The organism is Rhizobium mulingense (assembly GCF_029194105.1).
Taxonomy (GTDB): domain Bacteria; phylum Pseudomonadota; class Alphaproteobacteria; order Rhizobiales; family Rhizobiaceae; genus Rhizobium; species Rhizobium mulingense.
The window spans coordinates 93646-115387 of sequence record NZ_JARFVE010000010.1 but is presented as its reverse complement, the minus strand read 5'-3'; the positions used below and the strand labels follow the sequence as shown (position 1 = coordinate 115387).

The 21742-nt window shown below is 61.8% G+C and carries 16 protein-coding genes and 1 pseudogene; 8 read left to right on the top strand and 9 right to left on the bottom strand.

Going from position 1 to position 21742, the window contains the following annotated elements; genetic code table 11:
- Positions 1-74: 74 nt before the first annotated feature.
- A complete protein-coding gene (locus tag PYR71_RS21755; RefSeq protein ID WP_275620784.1) occupies positions 75-1244 on the top strand; it encodes an alpha-D-ribose 1-methylphosphonate 5-triphosphate diphosphatase in 1170 nt (389 codons plus the stop codon).
- On the opposite strand, the gene purN is transcribed toward PYR71_RS21755, so the two are convergent.
- Both purN and purM read right to left on the bottom strand, forming a co-directional pair.
- Positions 1241-1912, bottom strand: a complete 672-nt coding sequence (gene purN, locus PYR71_RS21750) for a phosphoribosylglycinamide formyltransferase (protein WP_275620783.1) — start codon at positions 1910-1912, stop codon at positions 1241-1243. The genes PYR71_RS21755 and purN overlap by 4 nt on opposite strands.
- Complete coding sequence (purM, locus tag PYR71_RS21745) at positions 1909-2982, bottom strand: phosphoribosylformylglycinamidine cyclo-ligase (protein WP_275620782.1); 1074 nt, start codon at positions 2980-2982, stop codon at positions 1909-1911. Before purM ends, purN begins: the two co-directional genes overlap by 4 nt.
- A gap of 246 nt (positions 2983-3228) precedes the next feature.
- Between purM and PYR71_RS21740 the strand changes: the two genes are divergently transcribed.
- The 4 genes from PYR71_RS21740 to ppx all read left to right on the top strand — a co-directional run bounded on the left by PYR71_RS21740 (position 3229) and on the right by ppx (position 8861).
- Entirely contained in the window at positions 3229-4353 is a 1125-nt protein-coding gene (locus tag PYR71_RS21740) for an AI-2E family transporter (RefSeq protein ID WP_183915014.1), read from the top strand.
- Complete coding sequence (gene hdaA / locus PYR71_RS21735) at positions 4346-5059, top strand: DnaA regulatory inactivator HdaA (protein WP_275620781.1); 714 nt, start codon at positions 4346-4348, stop codon at positions 5057-5059. The genes PYR71_RS21740 and hdaA overlap by 8 nt, the downstream gene beginning before the upstream one ends.
- 64 nt (positions 5060-5123) lie before the next feature.
- Positions 5124-7328 carry an RNA degradosome polyphosphate kinase gene (locus PYR71_RS21730; RefSeq protein ID WP_275620780.1) on the top strand — a complete coding sequence of 735 codons (2205 nt, stop codon included), beginning with the start codon at positions 5124-5126 and terminating at the stop codon, positions 7326-7328.
- 12 nt (positions 7329-7340) lie between these two features.
- Positions 7341-8861 carry an exopolyphosphatase gene (gene ppx, locus PYR71_RS21725; protein WP_275620779.1) on the top strand — a complete coding sequence of 507 codons (1521 nt, stop codon included), beginning with the start codon at positions 7341-7343 and terminating at the stop codon, positions 8859-8861.
- A 315-nt stretch (positions 8862-9176) separates the two neighbouring features.
- On the opposite strand, the gene PYR71_RS21720 is transcribed toward ppx, so the two are convergent.
- The 4 genes from PYR71_RS21720 to PYR71_RS21705 form a co-directional block, all read right to left on the bottom strand.
- Positions 9177-10535: an esterase-like activity of phytase family protein gene (locus PYR71_RS21720; protein ID WP_275620778.1), complete on the bottom strand. Its 1359-nt coding sequence runs from the start codon at positions 10533-10535 to the stop codon at positions 9177-9179.
- Between the two features lie 106 nt (positions 10536-10641).
- Positions 10642-11703: an adenylate/guanylate cyclase domain-containing protein gene (locus tag PYR71_RS21715; RefSeq protein ID WP_275620777.1), complete on the bottom strand. Its 1062-nt coding sequence runs from the start codon at positions 11701-11703 to the stop codon at positions 10642-10644.
- 77 nt (positions 11704-11780) lie between these two features.
- Complete coding sequence (gene rnd, locus PYR71_RS21710) at positions 11781-12926, bottom strand: ribonuclease D (protein ID WP_183914984.1); 1146 nt, start codon at positions 12924-12926, stop codon at positions 11781-11783.
- Between the two features lie 130 nt (positions 12927-13056).
- Entirely contained in the window at positions 13057-14448 is a 1392-nt protein-coding gene (locus tag PYR71_RS21705; RefSeq protein ID WP_275620776.1) for a multicopper oxidase family protein, read from the bottom strand.
- Between the two features lie 253 nt (positions 14449-14701).
- On the opposite strand from PYR71_RS21705, the gene aspS reads away from it, so the two are divergent.
- Complete coding sequence (gene aspS / locus PYR71_RS21700; RefSeq protein WP_097606415.1) at positions 14702-16492, top strand: aspartate--tRNA ligase; 1791 nt, start codon at positions 14702-14704, stop codon at positions 16490-16492.
- 283 nt (positions 16493-16775) lie between these two features.
- Here aspS and PYR71_RS21695 read toward each other — a convergent pair whose 3' ends face one another.
- On the bottom strand, positions 16776-17963 hold the full coding sequence (locus PYR71_RS21695) for a hypothetical protein (protein WP_275620775.1): 1188 nt from the start codon (positions 17961-17963) through the stop codon (positions 16776-16778).
- Between the two features lie 235 nt (positions 17964-18198).
- On the opposite strand from PYR71_RS21695, the gene parC reads away from it, so the two are divergent.
- Both parC and PYR71_RS21685 read left to right on the top strand, forming a co-directional pair.
- On the top strand, positions 18199-20454 hold the full coding sequence (parC, locus tag PYR71_RS21690) for a DNA topoisomerase IV subunit A (protein WP_183914976.1): 2256 nt from the start codon (positions 18199-18201) through the stop codon (positions 20452-20454).
- A gap of 240 nt (positions 20455-20694) precedes the next feature.
- A complete protein-coding gene (locus PYR71_RS21685; protein ID WP_275620853.1) occupies positions 20695-21153 on the top strand; it encodes an SRPBCC family protein in 459 nt (152 codons plus the stop codon).
- On the opposite strand, the pseudogene PYR71_RS21680 reads toward PYR71_RS21685, so the two are convergent.
- A pseudogene (locus PYR71_RS21680) lies at positions 21143-21531 on the bottom strand (type II toxin-antitoxin system death-on-curing family toxin). The gene PYR71_RS21685 and the pseudogene PYR71_RS21680 sit on opposite strands and share 11 nt — an antisense overlap.
- Entirely contained in the window at positions 21531-21740 is a 210-nt protein-coding gene (locus PYR71_RS21675; protein WP_275620852.1) for an AbrB/MazE/SpoVT family DNA-binding domain-containing protein, read from the bottom strand. The pseudogene PYR71_RS21680 and the gene PYR71_RS21675 overlap by 1 nt, the downstream one beginning before the upstream one ends.
- Positions 21741-21742: the final 2 nt, after the last annotated feature.

Sequence of the window (21742 nt, the reverse complement as noted above, 5' to 3'; positions counted from 1 at the left end):
ATTTCATACGAATGTCATGGAGCGGTTCTATCCGCTGCGGGCTTGCCAATCTCGGATCGGTCAGGAGAAGGCCTATGTGGCTCAGTAATTTCACCCTCGTTCTCCCCGACCAGGTGGTGAGCGAAGGTTCCGTGCGTGTTGAGGATGGCGCTATCGCCGAAATCCAGCCGGAGCCGGTGGTGGCGGCTGCGATTGATGGCGGCGGACGGCTGCTGATGCCGGGATTCGTCGATCTGCACGGTGACATGATCGAGCGCGAGATCGCGCCGCGACCGAATGCGACCATGCCGATCGATTTCGGCATCCACGAGCTCGACAAGAAACTTGCCGCCGCCGGTGTGACGACGGCCTTTGCCGCTGTCTCCTTCGCCACTGAAAGCGTCTACGGCCATGTCCGCTCGCTGGAGACGACGTCGGCGGTGATCGAGGGCATCAACCGGCTGCGCGACGATCTGCTGATCGACCACCGCGTCCACGCCCGCTATGAAATCACCAATGTTGGCGCAGCGCCTGCGCTCGAGCGCCTGCTGAATGCCGACCAGATCGACATGGTTTCGCTGACCGACCACACGCCGGGGCAGGGACAGTACAACAACCTGCAAAGCTATATCCTCAGCATTTCCGAGCGCCGCGCCATCTCCGAGGAAATGGCCGCCGAGATCGTCGCCAAGCGCATCGCCATGCGCAATAACCCGGACATCGAGGCCAAGCTGAGAGAGATCGTCGCGCTGTCGCTGAAGCACAGGCTGTCGCTTGCCTCGCATGACGATGACAGCGTCGAGAAGGTTGCCGAAATGCACGACCTCGGCGTTACCATCAGCGAGTTTCCGGTCACCGCCCCGGCAGCCGAAGAGGCGCGCCGCCGAGGGCTCTGGACGCTGATGGGTGCGCCGAACGCGTTGCGCGGCCAGTCGATGTCGGGCAATCTCAGCGCTCTCGATGCCGGAAGGGCGGGCTTGCTCAGCGTCATCGCTGCCGATTATCACCCGGCCGCTTTCGTGCCCGGCATCTTCAAGCTCGCCGACACGGTGGATGGCGGCCTGCCGGCCGCCGTCGCCATGGCGACCGGAAACGCCGCCCGCTCCGCCGGCCTCCTGGACCGGGGCGAAATCGCCATCGGCCAGCGCGCCGATCTGGTGGCGGTCGAGCCGGGCGACATCAACCGCATCCGCGCCACTTTCCGCGCCGGCCGCTTCGTCTACAGCGACGGCACGCTGCATCCGTTGCGGGCGCTGGCGGCTTAAGCGCGATCGCCGATCAGCGAGATGAGCTCAGCTTTGGGCGCAACGCCCGAAGCCTCGGCGCCGATCGCCTTGCCGCCTTGCATCGTCACGCGGCCTTCGGCAAACAGCCGCAGCGCCTGCGGATAGATCTGGTGTTCGACGGTCAGCACCCGTGCGGCAAGGCTTTCGGCCGTGTCGCCGAAAAGTACCGGAACGGCGGCCTGGCCGATCACCGGTCCCTCGTCCATGCCTTCGGTAACGAAATGTACGGTGCAGCCGGCAATGCGCATGCCGGCGTCAATGGCGCGCTGATGGGTATGCAGGCCGGGGAAGAGCGGCAGCAGGGAAGGGTGGATGTTGAGCATCCGTCCTTCATAACGCTGGATGAAAGTCGGCGTCAGCAGCCGCATATAGCCGGCCAGGCAGAGGATGTCGGGCGAGAGCTCGTCGAGCGCCGAGAAGATCGCCGCCTCGTGCGCGTCCTTGCTGGCATAATCCTTGCGGGGAAAGGCGAAGGTGGCGATGCCCTCGGCTGCCGCCTTGGCAAGCCCGCCGGCCTCCGCCTTGTCGGAAATCACCCCGACGATCTCGGCTGGATAATCGGCGGCCTTCGCAGCCGCGACCAGCGCCATCATGTTGGAGCCGCCACCCGATATGAAGACGACGACGCGTTTGCGCGGCGTGCTCATATGGCAAGCGTACCCTTGTAGACCGTGCCGGCAGCGCCTTCGGCGCGGGCAATCATGCTGCCGAGCGTGACGACCTTTTCGCCTTCGGCCTCGAGCGCGTCCGATACTGCGGCGACATTCTCCTCGGCGACGACGACGATCATGCCGATGCCGCAGTTGAAGGTGCGCAGCATCTCCTTGGCTTCGACGCCGCCCGTCCTGGCGAGCCACGAAAACACCGGCGGTACCTTGACGGCCGCAAGGTCGATCTCGGCCGACAGGTGCTTCGGCAGCACGCGCGGAATATTCTCCGGGAAGCCGCCGCCGGTGATATGGGCGAGCGCCTTCAGCGCACCGGTCTCGCGGATCGCCTTCAACAGCGGTTTTACATAGATGCGGGTCGGCTCGAGCAGGGCTTCGCCGAGCTTCTTACCTTTGGCGAACGGCGCCGGCGCGTCCCAGCCGAGGCCGGACAGTTCCACGATCTTGCGAACCAGCGAGAAGCCGTTGGAATGAATGCCGGAGGAGGCGAGGCCGAGGATCACGTCGCCCTCGGCGATGTCACCGGAAGGGAGCAGCTTGCCGCGTTCGGCAGCGCCGACGGCAAAGCCGGCAAGATCGTAATCGCCGGAGGAATACATGCCCGGCATTTCAGCCGTCTCGCCGCCGATGAGCGCACAGCCGGCCTCGCGGCAGCCGGCGGCAATGCCGCCGACGATCGCAGCACCCTGGTCGGGGTCGAGCTTGCCGGTGGCGAAATAATCGAGGAAGAACAGCGGTTCGGCGCCCTGGACCACCAGATCGTTGACGCACATGGCGACGAGGTCGATGCCGACGGTGTCGTGGTAATCGGCTTCGATGGCGATCTTCAGTTTGGTGCCGACGCCGTCATTGGCGGCGACGAGCACCGGGTCGGTAAAGCCCGCGGCCTTGAGGTCGAAGAGCCCGCCGAAGCCGCCGATCTCGCCGTCGGCGCCGGGACGGCGCGTCGAGCGTACCGCCGGCTTGATCTTCTCGACAAGGAGGTTGCCGGCATCGATATCGACGCCCGCATCGCTGTAGGTCAGGCCGTTTTTCCCAGACTGGCTCATGCTGGTCTCCGAAGGCTGTTTTCAGGCGGCCGACACGCCGCGTCATCTGCCGGTCGCAATTGCATGACAGGGCCGTTTATGCAAGCGCTGCATGGGAAAAGCCCCCAATTTCCCGCGTCTTCAGCCGGCATTTTCCGGAATTACCGCGACAGGGTTGACCATCTTTACGCCTGCATCCTATGTGCTGAATGACCGCGTCCGGGAAGACGCGGCGTTTAGCGGCGGCGAGCGATCAGCGGGGAAGCGATGCCACAGCATGTCAGCGGCAACAGTCTCAAGCGCCAGATATTCTTCTGGCTGGCCGTGCTCGTCTTCTTCATCGCCTTTCTTTATGTCTTCAGCTCGATCCTTCTGCCTTTCATCGCCGGTATGGCGATCGCCTATTTCCTCGATCCGGTGGCAGACAGGCTGCAGCGACTTGGCCTGAGCCGCATGATGGCGACTATCGTCATCCTGATCGCCTTCGTGATCACCTTCACGCTGGCGCTGATGATCCTTATTCCGGTGCTCGTCAGCCAGTTCAACGATTTCGCCGAGCGGCTGCCGGGCTATATCAGCCAGTTGCAGCAGTTCATTGACACCTCCAAAAACTCGCTGCTGCCGGAATGGGTCCGGAGTCAGGCCGGCACGATCAAGGATAATTTCTCCGGCATCCTCTCCGAGGGCATGGGCTTCCTGACCGGGCTCTTCGCGCAGATCTGGAATTCCGGCAAGGCGATCGTCGACGTCATATCGCTGCTCGTCGTCACCCCGGTCGTCGCCTTCTATATTCTGCTCGATTGGGACCGCATGATCGCCAAGGTCGATCAGTGGATTCCGCGCGATTACGTCGCCGATGTCCGCCAGATCGCCAAGGAGATCGATCAGGCGATCGCCGGCTTCATTCGCGGCCAGGGTTCGCTCTGCCTCATCCTCGGCATCTATTATGCCGCCGGCCTCTCGCTCGTCGGCTTGAATTTCGGCCTGCTGATCGGCCTCTTTGCCGGCATGATCAGTTTCATCCCCTATGTCGGCTCGCTGGTCGGCCTCGTTCTTTCCGTCGGGGTGGCGATCGTGCAGTTCTGGCCGGATTATCCCTGGATCGGGCTGGTGCTCGTCGTCTTCTTCAGCGGCCAATTCCTGGAAGGCAACATTCTGCAGCCGAAGCTCGTCGGCTCCAGCGTCGGCCTGCATCCGGTCTGGCTTATGTTTGCGCTGTTTGCCTTCGGCGCGCTCTTCGGCTTCGTCGGGCTTCTGGTCGCGGTGCCGGCAGCCGCCGCCGTCGGCGTCCTTGTTCGTTTCGCGCTTTCGCGCTACCTTCAGAGCGATCTTTATTTTGGCGGGTCGCCGAGTGGCCGCGCTCAGAAGACGAAATCAGTTCCCAATGAATGACGTGAAGAACGCTGATCCGAAGCGCAAGGCCGGAGAGCAGCTGCCGCTGGTCTTTTCGCACGATTCCGCCAGCGGCCGCGACGATCTCCTGATCTCGGAACGTCTTGCCGCCGCCGTGTCGATCGTCGATGCCTGGCCGGGATGGCCATCGCCGGTCGTCGTGCTTGCCGGTCCGGTCGGTTCGGGGAAATCGCATCTCGCCCGCATCTGGCGGGAACTAAGCGGCGCCGTCAGCATTCATCCCGAGCTTGGCTCGGACGCCGCCGTCGCCGCCGCCGCCGGCCCGGTGCTGTTCGAGGATGCCGACCGCCTCGGCTTTGACGACAATGCGCTCTTCCACGTCATCAACAGCGTTCGCGAACATGGCACCAGCCTGTTGATGACCAGCCGCCTCTGGCCGATCTCCTGGCCGGTCTCTCTGCCCGATCTGCGTTCGCGCCTGAAGGCTGCGACGATCGTCGAGATCGGCGAACCCGACGAAGCGCTGCTGTCGCAGGTTATCGTCAAGCTCTTCGCCGACCGGCAGCTTTATATAGATGACAAACTCGTGCTCTATATCGTTAACCGTATGGAGCGATCGCTGAACGCGGCCCAGACGATCGTGGAAAGGCTCGACCGGCTGGCCCTGTCCCGGGGCACGAAGATCACCCGGTCTCTTGCTGCCGAAGTATTGAATGAATTGGGAAATTCGGAACCGGCCGATTGACTGTCACAGTTCCGTCGTGAAACTGATATAATTGCCGTCGCGATTGAAAACGGGGTAGTGGACCATGGATAGCGCAGTCGCAGAACATCAGGAACTCACTCCGGAAACCAACGACAACACCCCACCGCTGGAAGAGCTGCTAACCAGCCCGGAGCGCTTCATCAACCGCGAATTCTCCTGGCTGCAATTCAATCGCCGCGTGCTGGAAGAGACGCTGAATACCGAGCACCCGCTGCTCGAGCGCGTCCGTTTTCTGTCGATCTCGGCCGCCAACCTCGACGAGTTCTTCATGGTGCGCGTCGCCGGTCTCGAAGGCCAGGTGCGCCAGAATATCGCCATCCGCAGCCCTGACGGCAAGACGCCGGCCGAGCAGCTCGACTCGATCCTGCAGGAGATCGACCACCTACAGATGGAGCAGCAGGCCTCGCTCGCCGTGCTGCAGCAATACCTCGCCAAGGAAGACATCCTGATCGTGCGCCCCGGTGCGCTCAGCGATGCCGACCGCCAGTGGCTGGCCGCCGAATTCGAACAGGCGATTTTCCCGGTCTTGACGCCGCTGTCGATCGACCCGGCCCATCCGTTCCCGTTCATTCCCAATCTCGGCTTCTCGATCGGCCTGCAGCTCGTCAGCAAGAACGGCCGCGAGCCGATGACGGCGCTCCTGCGCCTGCCGCCGGCGCTCGACCGCTTCGTCCGCCTGCCGGATGATGCGAATACGATCCGCTACATCACGCTCGAAGATGTCGCCAACATCTTCATCCACCGGCTCTATCCGGGCTACGAGGTGCAGGGCTCGGGTACTTTCCGCGTCATCCGCGACAGCGATATCGAAGTCGAGGAAGAGGCCGAGGATCTTGTCCGCTTCTTCGAAACGGCGCTGAAGCGGCGGCGCCGCGGCAAGGTCATCCGCATCGAGACCGATTCTGAAATGCCGGCCTCGCTGCGCCAGTTCGTCGTGCACGCACTCAGCATCCCCGACAATCGCGTCGCCGTTCTGCCGGGACTCCTGGCGCTGAACACTCTGTCGGAGATCACCAAGGCGCCGCGCGACGATCTCAGGTTTCAGCCCTACAATGCGCGATTTCCCGAGCGCGTCCGCGAACATGCCGGCGACTGCTTCGCCGCCATCCGCGAGAAGGACATGGTCGTCCATCACCCTTATGAGTCTTTCGACGTGGTCGTCCAGTTTCTTCTCCAGGCTGCGCGCGATCCTGACGTCCTGGCGATAAAGCAGACGCTGTACCGTACCTCAAACGACAGCCCGATCGTGCGTGCGCTGATCGACGCCGCCGAAGCCGGCAAATCGGTGACGGCGCTGGTCGAGCTCAAGGCGCGCTTCGACGAAGAGGCGAACATCCGCTGGGCGCGAGACCTCGAACGCGCCGGTGTGCAGGTCGTCTTCGGCTTCATCGAACTCAAGACCCACGCCAAGATGTCGATGGTCGTCCGCCGTGAGGAGGGCAAGCTCAGGACCTATTGCCACCTCGGGACCGGCAACTACCACCCGATCACCGCCAAGATCTATACTGATCTCTCCTATTTCACCTGCAATCCCGTTATCGCCCACGACATGGCGAACATCTTCAACTTCATCACCGGCTATGGCGAGCCGGAACAGGGTATGCAGCTGGCGATTTCGCCCTACACGATGCGCCCGCGCATCCTGCGCCACATCGAGGAAGAGATCCTGCATGCCCGCAACGGCGCGCCGGCGGCGATCTGGATGAAGATGAATTCGCTTGTCGATCCCGATATCATCGACGCGCTCTATCGCGCCAGCCACGCCGGCGTGGAGATCGATCTCGTCGTGCGCGGCATCTGCTGCCTGCGTCCGCAGGTGCCCGGTCTCTCGGAGAAGATCCGCGTCAAGTCGATCGTCGGCCGCTTCCTCGAGCACAGCCGCATCTTCTGCTTCGGCAATGGCCACGGCCTGCCGTCCGACAAGGCGCTGGTCTACATCGGTTCGGCCGACATGATGCCGAGAAATCTCGACCGCCGCGTCGAAACGATGGTCCCGCTGACGAATCCAACCGTTCACGAGCAAGTCTTGTCACAGATTATGCTCGGCAACGTGATTGACAATCAACAAAGCTACGAGATATTGCCCGACGGTACGTCGCGCCGCATGGAAGTGCGCAGGGGCGAGGAACCGTTCAATGCGCAGCAGTATTTCATGACCAATCCGAGCCTTTCGGGCCGTGGTGAAGCTTTGAAGTCCAGCGCGCCGAAGCTCATCGCCGGCCTGCTCGAAGGCCGCAACAACAAGTAATACTGGACCTAAATGGTTGAATCTGAAGCCCAGGGGCGCCTTCCGGGGATCGCTCCGGTCTCCGTTGTCGACATCGGATCGAATTCCATCCGTCTCGTCGTCTACGAGGGCCTGTCCCGCTCGCCGACCATCCTTTTCAACGAAAAGGTCCTCTGCGGCCTCGGCAAGGGCATAGCCGTCACCGGCAAGATGGATGAAGAGAGCGTCATCAGGGCTCTGGCGGCGCTGCACCGTTTCAAGGCCCTGTCCGATCAGGCGCGCGCCGCCACCATGTATGTGCTGGCGACGGCCGCGGCGCGCGAGGCGAGCAACGGTCCCGATTTCATCCATCAGGCGGAAACCATCCTCGGCCGCAAGGTTCGCGTGCTGTCGGGCGAGGAAGAGGCGAAATTCGCCTCGCTCGGCATCATCAGCGGCTTCTACGATCCCGACGGTATCGCCGGCGACCTCGGCGGCGGCTCGCTGGAGCTGATCGACATCAAGGGCAAGGAAGTCGGCAAGGGCATCACACTGCCACTCGGCGGCCTGCGCCTGTCGGAATATGCCGGCGGTTCGCTTTCCAAGGCTAGAGCCTTCGCCCGCAAGCAGGTGAAGACGGCAAAGCTCTTGTCGAAAGGCGAGGGGCGCACCTTCTACGCCGTCGGCGGCACCTGGCGAAACATCGCCAAGCTGCACATGGAAATCACCCATTATCCGCTGCACATGATGCAGGGGTATGAGGTCTCGCTCGAGGCGATGATGCTGTTCCTCGAACAGGTGGTGACCGCACGCGATTCCAGAGAGCCGGCGCTGCAAGCCGTGTCCAAGCACCGCCGGTCGCTGCTGCCCTTCGGCGCCGTCGCCATGAAGGAAGTGCTGAGCGCGATGAGGCCGTCGATGATTTCCTTCTCGGCGCAGGGCGTGCGCGAGGGGTATCTCTACTCGCTGCTGTCTGAGGGTGAGCGACGCCTCGATCCGCTGCTGGCCGCCGCCGGTGAATTGGCGATCCTGCGTGCCCGTTCGCCCGAGCATGCCCGCGAACTGGCGGAATGGACCGGCCGGATGATGCCCTTCTTCGACGTCCAGGAAACCGAAGAGGAAAGCCGCTATCGCCAGGCCGCCTGTCTGCTCGCCGATATCAGCTGGCGCGCCCACCCCGACTATCGCGGATTGCAGGCGCTGAACGTCATCGCCCACTCTTCCTTCGTCGGCATCAGCCATCCCGGCCGCGCCTTCATCGCGCTGACCAATTATTACCGGTTCGAGGGTCTGCACGACGACGGCGCCACCGGCCCGCTGGCGCAGATCGCCACGCCACCCTTTATCGATCGCGCCAAGCTGCTCGGCGGCATGCTCCGGGTCGTCTACCTCTTCTCGGCCTCGATGCCCGGCATCGTCAAGAACCTGACCTTCCGCAGATCATCGAACCCGGACTTCGACCTCGAATTCGTCGTCCCCTCCGAATATCGCGATTTCGCCGGCGAACGGCTGGACGGCCGCCTGCAGCAGCTGTCGCGGCTGACGAACAAGAGGCTGGCGTTTCGGTTCGAGTAGGGCAGTCATACTCGCTCTTCTCCCCAGCGGGGAGAAGGTGGCCCGAAGGGTCGGATGAGGGGGCCACCTGGCACACCGTGCATTATTGCCTTCGTTTCACTCAGCGCATTCGCGGCTTTGCCGCTCCCCCCTCATCTGCCTGCCGGCATCTTCTCCCCGCTGGGGAGAAGGGGAATGTGGCAGCGCCGAATTCCTCTTTCACCCCTCAGAAGCCCGGGGGACGAACAAGGCGGCTGCTTACTTCCTCACGTAGGTTGTCCAAAACAAAAGGCGGCGCTCACGCACCGCCCTCTCTATCTCACATCAAACTCCAACTTACTTCGCGTTCAAAAACTCCCCGACCTCAAGCAGGCTGAACTCGTTATTGTCGGCCTTGTCCAGGGCGCGCCCGGCCGAGAAGGGCAGGTTGTTGTCGTTGCCGATGATGATGTGCGTGGCGTCGACGCGGTCGACGTTCTCGATCGTCACGAACGGCATATCGTAGACGCCCTCCTTGGCTCCGGCCTTCTTCTTGTTATCGGGGTCCTGGATGTTCAAGAGGTCGATATAGGCGATCTTGCGGACGGCCTTGCCGGCATTGGCATCGTTGAATTCGATCTTGTAGACGCGCTTCAGTTCGGCCGGCGCCTCGAAGCAATCCGGCTTCGGCTGCTTGGGGTCGGCGCAGGCCTTGTCCTTGGTGCCGGCACCGCTGTCGCGCTCGATGACGAGGGCGGTCGTATCGTCGAGCATGTTGAAGTCGCCGATCGACACGCCCTTGTCCTCGAACGGATAGAGCCAGCTGCGGCCGGTCCACTTCTTGGCGGCGACGTCGAATTCGATGATGCGGATGGCGGTGTGGCCGTCGGCCGTTTCCATCGTGCCGTCATCCTTGTAAATGGCGCCTTCGAGCAGGCCGTAGAGCTTGGCGCCGTCCTTCGACATGGCAAGGCCTTCGAAGCCGCCGGAGCGCTTCAGATTGAAGACCGGCATCTTCGCGGCCGGATTGCCCGGCAGCTGAATCAGCGGATTGTCGGGCGACAGCACCGGCTTGCCGTCGAGCGTGGTCGCAATGACATCGGTCAGGCGGCCCCCCGTGTCAAATTTCAGGATGTAGGGGCCGAACTCGTCGCCGAGCCAGAAACCATCGGCAACCGGCTGGATCGATTCGATGTCGAAGTCGGCGCCGGTGAGGTAGCGCGTGTCGGTGCCTTCGAGCACGATCGGGAACGGAGCGATCTTGTTCGGATCGGAGAGGAAGAGGTTCTTGACGACTTCAGCCTTGTTGGCGGCCCAGTCGAACTTCATCTCATGCAGGAACAGCATGGAGTCGGAAGAATTGGCCTTGGAGCCGAAGCCGTTGTCGGAGAGTGTCCAGAAGGTTCCGTCGGCCATGGTCTTGATGCCCGAGAAACCCTGGATCGGCTGGCCGTCGAACGGAAGCTTCAGGTCGGTCACACGTGCGCCGTCCTTGCCGAGAACGGTGCCGAGCGCTTCGGTGCGCCTGCGGTCCGGCGTCGTGAACTTGCCGGAATGCTTGAGGAAATTGGGGGCGTCGGCCGGAGCCGCAACCATGGTGTTGCCAGGCAGGATCGCTTGGCCGGCGAGCTTGGACGGGAATTGTTGCTGATCGGCCGAAACGGGACCGGCAATTAGAATGAAAAGCGATACGGAAGCAAAAAGGACGTTCTTCATAATATCCCCATGGAACGGATGCGAATGGCTTCCGCTTAGCGGGGCTTCCGTGTCAGCGAAATTGACGGTTGGGTGAAGCTTTGGTGACTGGTGATAAGAGCGTTGCTCAGCCGTGCAAAACGACCGCGGGTGTGTTGAGCACGGTCACCGCCCGCGAGGAAAGCGCCATGACGCCGAGCGCCTGGCCGCGTCCCTTGACGGCATGGATGCCGAGATCGTCGCAGGAGATGTCGTCGGGAAAGGTCATGCGCCGCGCAAGCTCCGCGGAGATCAGCACCTGCCGGTTCAGGCTGCGGCAGAGCGTCTCCAGCCGGGCGGTCGTATTAACCGTATCGCCGAAATAGCTGATCTTGTGGTGATCGACGCCGACTTCTGCGGTGATGATCTCGCCGCCATGAAGAGCGGCGCGAAGCTTCGGCACCTGTCCGTAATTTTTCCGCCAGCCGGCGGCATTGGCTTCGATATCGGCAATGATATCGAAGATGCAGCGCACGCAGCGCGCATCCTTGACGCCGCGGGCAAGCGGCCAGGTAATGATCGCCGCATCGCCGACATAGTCGTTGATCATGCCCTTGTGGCGCCGGACCGGCTCGGCGAAGGTCGCAAACAGCGAGCTCAGCAGTTGCTGCGCACGGAGGTCGCCGTGCTTTTCGGCAAAAGCTGTCGAATCGACGAGATCGATGAACAGAAAGACACGCTCTTCCTTGACCGGATTGCGATAGCGGCTGATGAGCATGCTGATGAATACTTCGCGACCGAGCAGCTCCCGCACGCGCAGGATGAAGATCAGCGCCGAGCAGACGGCAAGCGCATAGAGGAAGACGTCGAACGGCATGATGACGAGATCGAGGAGCGACGACGGCTTCAGCACGCCGAGCGAGCGAAGCAACAGGCCGGCGAAGGCGAAACCGATGCTCATCAGGATTTCGTAGATCACCAGTTCGGTGATGATGAAGGCGAAGGTCGGCAGCTTCTGGACGCGCCGGTAGAGCCCGCGGAACAGCACCTTGCGCTCGAAGGCGATGATCGGAATGCCGATGAACAGCGCGAAGATCGCCCCGATGACCGGCGTCTGATCGGAGTAGAACATCGAATCATAGACGACGCCGCTCACCGCGAGGACGAGGACGATCAGGATCCAGTTCTGCGTCGGAGATATTTCCCGCATGCCGCCCCTTCGCTTCGCAGTTTCACCCGGCCATTGTTTCAGCTGGGAAAACAGCGTCAAGCGAATTCGATTTGGTGTCAGAGCGCGACGGTTTCAACCTTCCGGCCCGCGAATCGCAGTCCGATCTGGCCCTGGATCAGCTGCAGCGCCGGCTCGCCGAAAAGATCGCGCCGCCAGCCGTGCAGAGCAGCGACGTCAGCCTTCTCGCCATCGGCGGCGATCTTGTCGAGATCCTCGCTGTTGGCGATCACCTTCGGCGCGACGCCGTGTTTTTCCGAGATCAGCTTCAACAGCACCTTCAACAGCTCGACTGCGGCAGCTGCGCCCTCCGGCGCCTGCGTCTGCCGCGGCACATGCGGCATATCTGCCTTCGGAAGAGCGAGTGCCGCATTGACGGCTTCGACGACGGCCGTGCCGGAGGCGGAGCGCTCCCAGCCCTTCGGAATGGTGCGCAATCGGCCGAGCGCTTCGGCATCCTTGGGCTGCTGCTGGGCGATCTCATAGATCGCGTCGTCCTTCAATACGCGCGAACGTGGCACGTTACGCGCCCGCGCCTCGCGCTCGCGCCAGGCGGCGACATATTTCAGGATCGCCAGCTCCTGCGGCTTGCGCAGTCGCATCTTCAGCCGCTGCCAGGCGTCATCAGGATGCATGTCGTAGGTTTCGCGGGCCTCGAGAATGTCCATTTCCTCGCGGAGCCACGACGTGCGGCCTTCGCGGTCGAGCTGTGAACTCAGCGACAGATAGACGTCGCGCAGGTGGGTGACGTCGGCCAGCGCATATTCCAGCTGCTTTTCGGAAAGCGGCCGGCGGCTCCAGTCGGTGAAGCGCGACGACTTGTCGATGTGGACGTTCTTGATGCGGCTGACCAGCTGATCGTAGGAGACGCTGTCGCCGAAGCCGCAGACCATGGCGGCGACCTGAGTGTCGAAGATCGGATGTGGAATGAGATTGCCGCGATTGAAGATGATTTCGATGTCCTGGCGTGCCGCATGAAAGACCTTCAGCACCTTCGTATCGGCCATCAGCTCGAAGAAGGGGGCGAGGTCGATGCCCTTGGCCAGCGGATCGACGAGAACCTCCAGTGTCGGGCTTGCCATCTGGATCAGGCAGAGTTCCGGCCAGAAGGTCGTCTCACGCAGGAATTCGGTGTCGATGGTAATGAAGTCGGACTTGGCCAGCTCTTTGCAGGCGGCCGCCAAATCGGCGGTGGTTTCGATCATATCAATTCATTCGCAAGGAAAAGGTCGGTTGAACCTTCCTTCTCCTTTCGCTTCGATATGTCAATACAACAGCATAAGCTTCGCGCATTGCTGGCGAAGAATCACGTCCAAACTGAGGCAAGCAAATGCTTCAGCTCACTCTGACATAGCTGGTCATGCCGGTCTTCTGATGTTCGATGATGTGGCAATGCAGCACCCAGTCGCCGGGATTGTCGGCGACGAGGGCCAGTTGCACCTTCTCGTCCGGCTGGACGAGGTAGGTGTCGGAGACGAGCGGCATCACCTCCCGCGTCGAGGAAGAGATTACCGTGAAGCTCATTCCGTGCAGATGGATCGGATGGGCGTGCGGCGTGGTGTTCTCCAGATTGAAGACATAGCTCTTGCCGAGCTTCAGTTCCGCTAGCGGCGCCGTCGGGTCGGGGGTGTCGCCGGCCCAAGGCACCTTGTTGATTGCCCAGAAACTGTAGCCGAGCGTGCCGCAGATACTCTCGACAGAGGCATTTTCCGCAGTGGCGCTCAGCACCAGTGGGATCTCTTCGGCAGCGGAAAGATCGGCCTTCGGGACAGGGTTTTCGACAAGCGGGCCGAGATCGCCGACATTGCGTTTGAGCGATTGTCCGACGGCGCGGAGACTGGCGATCGTCTTCGGCGTCGTGCCGCGGATGTCCTCAAGCGTCGCGACGGCGCCTTCGCCGTCCGGCATGCGCACGGCAAGGTCGAGCCGCTGTCCGGGCCCGGTCTGCAGGAGCTCGAGGGGAAAGCGTTTCGGCACCGGATTACCGTCGATGGCGATGACGGTCGCATCGGCGCCCGCCATTTTCAGCGAGAAAATGCGCGTCACGTCGGTGATGGCGATGCGCAGCCGCACCAGTCCCCCGGCCGGCGCATCATATTGCGGCTCCTGATGCCAGTTGGCGGTGCGCACCGTGCCGTAGGTGCCGCTCTTGGCGGCGTCGCGCGGCCGGAAGGGGGCGATGAACTGTCCGTCGCCGCCAAGCCGCCAGTCGCGCAGGTTCAGCAGCACCTCGGCATCGAAATCGGGATCGGCCGGGTCCTCGACCACGAGCATGCCGGTCATGCCGTGTCCCAACTGCGTCAGCGTGTTGCAGTGCGGGTGATACCAGAAGGTGCCGGCATCGGGTGGCGTGAAAGCATAATCGAAACTGTCGCCGGTGTAGATATAGGGTTGCGTCACGAAGGGCACGCCGTCCATGCGGTTGTCGATCCGCAGCCCATGCCAGTGGATCGTCGTCGGCTCGTCCAGCTGGTTGTTCAGCCGTGCCGCGTAGGGCCGCCCTTTAGTCATCCTCAGAACCGGCGGCATGCCGTCATGGCCCCAGCTCATGACATCCCGGGTCGGTACCGCCCCGGTCAGCATGGCCTCGGTCTTCACAGCAGTCAGCAGCTGCGGCGCCGGTGCGGCCGCAGCAAGCCCGAATTTGCCGGCAATGCCCATGCCGACGCCGTAGGCGCCCGCGACGGCGGATGCCTTGAGAAGGTTGCGGCGGTTCAGCAAAGGCATGCGCGGCTCCACGATGAAAATGCACCTCCTTTTAAAGTTGACCGACATCTTCATCAATACCGCAGGCGCGACCAAACTGCCGCAGCATGCGGGCAGCTGCTTCGCCATAAACGCGCGCCAATCGCGCGGCGGGCACGCGCCAAGCCTTGACAAATCGGAGCGTCCATGCGCTTTTCCGCCCGATTTTCTTGTCGGCGCTTGATGGCTTTGGACCCTTGCTGCCGTCTTAAGCCACATGCCAGGAATTGAGATCATGCATCGCTATCGCAGCCACACATGCGCCGCCCTCCGCAAGACGGATGTCGGCTCGACCGTCCGTATCTCCGGCTGGGTCCATCGCGTTCGCGACCATGGCGGCGTTCTGTTCATCGACCTTCGCGACCATTATGGCATCACCCAGGTCGTCGCCGATCCCGACAGCCCGGCCTTCAAGCTGGCCGAGACCGTCCGTGGGGAATGGGTCATCCGCATCGACGGCCTCGTCAAGGCCCGCACCGAAGACACCGTCAACAAGACGATGGCGACCGGTGAGATCGAGCTCTACGCGCAGGAGATCGAGGTGCTCTCTGCCGCCAAGGAATTGCCGCTGCCGGTTTTCGGCGAGCCTGAATATCCTGAAGACGTCCGCCTCAAATACCGCTTCCTCGATCTTCGCCGCGAAACGCTGCACCGGAACATCGTCAAGCGCACCCAGGTCATATCGGCGATGCGCCGCGAAATGGGCGCTGTCGGCTTCACTGAATATACGACGCCGATCCTGACGGCCTCCTCGCCGGAAGGCGCGCGCGACTTCCTCGTGCCCTCGCGCATTCATCCTGGCACCTTCTATGCGTTGCCGCAGGCGCCGCAGCAGTACAAGCAGCTGCTGATGGTTGCCGGTTTCGACCGCTACTTCCAGATCGCGCCGTGCTTCCGCGATGAGGATCCGCGCGCCGACCGCCTGCCCGGCGAATTCTACCAGCTCGACCTCGAAATGAGCTTCGTGACCCAGGAAGACGTCTGGAACACCATGGGTCCGCTGATGACCCAGATTTTTGAGGAGTTCGCCGAAGGCAAGCCGGTCACCAAGGAATGGCCGCGCATCCCCTATGACGAGGCGATCCGCAAATATGGTACGGACAAGCCGGATCTGCGCAACCCGATCGTCATGGAAGCGGTGACCGAGCATTTCGCCGGCTCCGGCTTCAAGGTCTTCGCCGGCATGATCGCTTCCAACCCGAAGGTTCAGATATGGGCGATCCCGGCAAAGACCGGCGGCTCACGTGCTTTCTGCGACCGGATGAACGCCTGGGCGCAGAGCCAGGGCCAGCCCGGCCTCGGCTATATCTTCTGGCGCAGCGAAAACGACAAGCTCGAAGGTGCCGGTCCTCTCGCCAAGAATATCGGCGAGGAGCGCACCGAAGCGATCCGCACCCAGCTCGGCCTCGGTGATGGTGACGCCTGCTTCTTCGTCGCCGGCGAGCCGGAAAAGTTCTACAAGTTTGCCGGTGAGGCCCGCACCAAGGCCGGCGAAGAACTGAACCTCGTCGACCGCGATCGCTTCGAACTCTGCTGGATCGTCGATTTCCCCTTCTTCGAATGGAACGACGAGGAGAAGAAGGTCGATTTCGCCCACAACCCGTTCTCGATGCCGCAGGGTGGCCTCGACGCGCTGCAGAACCAGGATCCGCTAACGATCAAGGCTTTCCAGTACGATGCCGTCTGCAACGGCTTCGAAATCGCCTCGGGCTCGATCCGCAACCAGTCGCCGGAAACCATGGTCGCGGCCTTCGAGAAGGTCGGCCTCAGCCAGCAGGACGTCGAAGACCGTTTCGGCGGCCTCTACCGCGCCTTCCAGTATGGCGCCCCGCCGCATGGCGGTGCGGCCTTCGGCATCGACCGCATCGTCATGCTGCTGGTCGGCGCCAAGAACCTGCGTGAGATCTCGCTGTTCCCGATGAACCAGCAGGCCCAGGACCTGCTTATGGGCGCGCCGACCCCGGCAACCCCGACGCAGCTGCGCGAGCTCTCGATTCGGCCGATCCCGCCGGTCAAGAAGGACTGATATAACAGGCTGCAAACCGCCGATCGGCCTCCTTAGGGCACGGCAACTCGATCAGCCTTCATCCTGAGATATGCAGGCCAACGGCCGGAACCTTGAAGGACGGGGGCGGGTGGCTGAACGCTACGCCAATATCCACGCTGCAAGATGAACCTCGGTGGCCAACCTCGTCCTTCAAGGTCGCTGCAGGGCACCTCAGGATGAGGCCGGAGAGAGGGTCGCCTTCAGAAAGATAAAAGGCCCGGCGGTGCGAACGGCCGGGCCTTTCGTCGTCAGATCAAAGCGATCAGTCGTTGGCAGAAACCTTGACGCCGAGCACCTGCGGCAGCGTGTTCGGAGCGCCCATGGCAGCGCCGACGATCATCGGGAACGGCACCGGCTTTTCAGGGGTGGCCTTGACGGTCAGGCTCTTCGGGTCGTCGAGGAAGGTGTTGACCGCAGCCGAAACGGCGTTCTGCAGTTCCGGGATGTTGAGCTGCGCCAGCATGATCGGCGTCATCGCCTTGAGCGAATCCGCCATCTGCTTGCCCGACATGTTCTGTTGCGAACCGGCATAATCGAGCGCGCGCTTGGTGATCGAGGCATCTTCGAAGCGCACCTGTGCGCCTTCGAAGGACAGCTGCTGCATCAGACCCAGCATGGCAAGGCCGAGTGCCTGCTGCGCCTGTTCCTTGTTCGGATTGGCTTCGGACTCCTTCATCGCATCCTGCATCGACTTCACAAACGGCATCGTATAGCCGGAGATCTTGAAGCCGAGGTTGAGCTTGCCGATATTAGTGAAGTCGAAGCCGATTTCCGATACGTCGATCGTGCCGGGGCCGAGCTCCCAGGCGCCCTTCATGGTGATGTCGCCCTGGACGTGCTGCAGGGCGAGCTTCTCGATCGCATCCTTGCTCTTGGGATCGTCAGTCTTGGTGAGATCGGCCTTCATGCTCTTGAAGGCGCCGTCGAAATCGAAGCCGGATTCGTCCTCGCGCAGCGTCAAATTCATATCGCTTTGAAGCACCGAGAAGACTTCCGTGCCGTCTTTGACCACTTTCAGCGGGCCGGTATGGGCAGTCTCGTAAAGCATCATGCCATCGAGTGTGTCGCCGCCCGGCGTTGCGGGGACGGAAATGCCACCCAGTGTCAGCTCCTGCGCCATCACGGTTACGCCGTCTCCCGTCTTGTTGATGTCGGGGAAGGCCGCTTCTTCGATGTAATAGCCGCCATCCTCGTCTTCTTCGACGCCGGAAAGGGTGACTTCGCCGATGGGCAGACTTTCGCCGCCGGTCGGCTTAACCTTAACATTCTTCAATGTAACGGTTGTGCCGTCGATATTGATGCCGTCAGCCGAAATCGTTCCGCCCTGCGCTTCATAGGCGGCATTGATCTTCTTCAAGAGATCGGCGCCGTCGAGAGCGAAGGCCGAGCCGGCGAGCGAGAAAAAGGCTGCGCCCGACAGCATCAGCCGCGTTGTCCGGTAAATTTTCATGGGTGATTCCTCTGGTGGCGTGGTGGCGGTTGGAAATCTGCAGTTACGCTACTACGGATTGGGCCCGCTTTGTATTTGCGGACTTCTAAATTTCCGTTGAAAGGAACGGCAAACGAAGTCCAAATTTGCGGCCGAACGTTTGTCTCATCCTTTGATGTCGGTGCCAAGACTTCATCCACAGCTGCAATACCCCGGATTCCTTGCCCGCAGGCCGCTTCTGGGCTAGTCAAGACCCATGGGACAAGAGATTTTGCCGCCTTCCGGCGGAGACGACGACAATATCCAACCGGTCGACCTCAAGGCGGCGCTCGAGCAGCGTTATCTCGCCTATGCGCTGTCGACCATTATGCATCGCGCTTTGCCCGACGTGCGCGACGGGTTGAAGCCCGTTCATCGCCGCATTGTCTATGCGATGAACGAGATGGGGCTGAGGCCGACGTCGGCCTTCAGGAAATGCGCCAAGATAGTCGGTGAAGTGATGGGTAATTACCATCCGCACGGCGACCAGTCGATCTACGATGCGCTCGCTCGTCTCGCCCAGGATTTTTCGCAGCGCTACACGCTGGTCAATGGCCAGGGCAATTTCGGCAATATCGACGGCGACAGCCCCGCCGCCATGCGTTACACCGAATCGAAGATGACGGCAGTTTCCGAATTGCTGCTCGAGGGCATCGACCAGGATGCCGTCGACTTCCGCGATACCTATGACGAGTCGAATTCCGAGCCGGTCGTCCTTCCCGGCGCCTTCCCGAACCTGCTTGCCAACGGCTCCTCCGGCATCGCCGTCGGCATGGCGACCTCGATCCCGTCACACAATGCCCATGAGCTTTGCGATGCCGCCCTGCATCTGATCAAGCATCCCGATGCCACCGTCGAAAAGCTCGTCGAATTCATTCCCGGCCCGGATTTTCCGACAGGCGGCATCATTATCGACAGCCGCGACAGCATCATCGAGAGCTATCGCACCGGCCGCGGCGGTTTCCGTGTCCGGGCGAAATGGCAAACCGAGGATCTCGGCCGCGGCGGCTACCAGATCGTCGTCACCGAAATTCCCTTCCAGGTGCAAAAATCGCGGCTGATCGAGAAGATCGCCGAACTGCTGATCGCGCGAAAGCTGCCGCTGCTCGAAGATATTCGCGACGAATCGGCCGAGGACATCCGCGTCGTCCTGGTGCCGAAATCCAGGAGCGTCGATCCGACGATCCTGATGGAATCGATGTTCAAGCTGACGGAGCTCGAAAGCCGCTTCCCGCTCAACATGAACGTTCTGTCGATGGGCCGCATCCCCAAGGTCATGGCGCTGAACGAGGTGCTGAAAGAGTGGCTGGATCACCGCCGCGAGGTGCTGCAGCGCCGCTCGCGCTTCCGTCTGGCGGCGATCGAAAAACGTCTCGAAATCCTTGGCGGCCTGCTGATCGCCTATCTCAACATCGATGAGGTGATCAGGATCATCCGCGAGGAGGATGAGCCGAAGCCGGTCATGGTGGCGCGTTGGGATCTCACCGACAATCAGGTCGAGGCGATCCTCAATATGCGGCTGCGCTCTCTGCGCAAGCTTGAAGAGTTCGAGATCCGCAAGGAGTTCGACGAACTCACCAAGGAAAAGGGCGAGATCGAAGCACTGCTTGCCTCCGACGACAAGCAGTGGCAGACGGTCGCCTGGGAAATCGGCGAGGTGAAGAAGAAGTTCGCCAAGGCGACCGAAGTCGGCCGCCGCCGCACTCAGTTCGCCGACGCGCCCGAAGCCGACGAGGAAGCCATTCAGCAGGCGATGATCGAGAAGGAACCGATCACCGTCGTCATATCCGAAAAGGGCTGGATCCGCGCGCTGAAAGGCCATATCGCCGACACGGCGACGCTGACTTTCAAGGAGGGCGACGGCTTGAAGGTAGCCTTCCCGGCGCAGACGACGGACAAGATCCTGATCGTCACGACAGGCGGCAAGGCCTTCACGCTCGGCGGCGACAAGCTGCCGGGTGGTCGCGGCCACGGCGAGCCGCTGCGCATCATGGTCGACATGGACAACGACCAGGCCGTGCTGACCGCTTTCGTACACGACCCTGCGCGCAAGCAGCTGATCGTTTCCACAGCCGGCAACGGCTTCGTCGTTGCCGAGGCCGAGCTGGTCGCCAATACGCGCAAGGGCAAGCAGATCATGAATGTCGCGCTGCCTGAGGAGACGCAGCTGCTGGTGCCCGTCAGCGGCGACCATGTCGCCGTCGTCGGCGAAAACCGCAAGCTGCTGGTCTTTCCCTTAGCGCAGGTGCCGGAAATGTCGCGCGGCAAGGGCGTTCGCCTGCAGCGTTACAAGGATGGCGGCATTTCCGACGTCCGCTGCTTTGCGATATCGGACGGCCTCGTCTGGGAAGACAGTGCCGGCCGCACCTTCACGAAGAACAGGGACGAGCTTGCCGAATGGCTGGGCGACCGGGCCAGCGCCGGCCGCACGGTGCCGAAGGGTTTTCCGCGTAGCGGCAAATTCGCCGGGTAGAGCAATTCCTTTTCTGTCTGGAATTGCATGAAAACGAAGAGACGCAGCATTTTCTTGATTCGCACACAACGGAAATGCTCTGAGCCATAAAAATTCCGCGCCCGGCTCTTGGCGGGCGCCGGAACTTCTCTATTTCACCGCTGTTACCCAACAGAAGAGAAGGCCAGTTCTGTGGGCGGATGGAACGGCTGTGGCCTGTGCGCCTGGGAAAGGCGCGCGTGCCCTACCGGAGGAAAATCGATGCCCGCCAGCACCATCAAATTGCATGTCAGCCATACCTACAGAGCGCCGCCCGCTGTCGTCTATGACGCCTGGCTCAACCCTGAAATCGCCCGCCGCTTCCTGTTTGCCACCGATGACGGTCACGTCATCCGCGCCGACATCGATCCGCATGTCGGCGGCCGTTTTTTCATCGTCGACCGCCGCCCGACCGGCGACGCCTTTCACCAGGGGGTGTTCCTGGAGTTGAAGCGTCCGCGGCGCATGGTCTTCAGCTTTTCCGTTGAGGACCACGACCACAATTGCGACCGCGTCGAAATCGACATCGAGCCGCTCGGCGGCGGCAGCCGTCTGACGCTGACCCACGAAATGTGCGCCGAATGGGCCGAACACGAGGAAAAGACCCGGAAAGGCTGGGCGCATGTGCTCGAAGGACTCGGCAGGGAGCTGGAACAGCAGCAGATGAAGGCTACGGGTTGAGCGGCACGCTGAATCTCTGAGGAAGCGGGTCGCACCTTCTTCATCGATCTCGCCGGCGGCGACGGCAAGAACGAAGGCTTAGAGATTGGCATCGGTCGTTTCGATCTCGTAGTCGTTTTCGAGAAGGAAAACGGCTACGGCGACGATTGCGATCCGCTTATTGCTATCGACAAAAGCGTGGTTGCGGGCAGGGCAAAAAAAGATAGGCGGCGGCGAGTTCAATAGCGTCGTCGCAGCGACAATGCGCCTTGTGCATCGGCCGCCCGAGAGCGGATTCCAGCCGCTTTCGTCACGCAGGCCGGCGAGACCACCGAAGCGCTCGATCTGCATTTTCTGCAGAGTTTCCACCAAGGGTCTCGTCAGGAATTTGAAAGCCATTATTCGGCCAGCTTTTTCACGGCAACCTTATACTTGTCCATAAAATAATGCGCCGCCTCAAGTTGACGAGACAGATCCTCATCGACCGGCTTTATTTTGATGCCGCCGCTTTCAATCTCCAATTCCAGCGAGTCGCCCGTCTTCAATCCAAGACGGTCGAGAACTTCTTTCGGGATGGTAACGCAGTTATAACATGAGGGATAGACCAGGC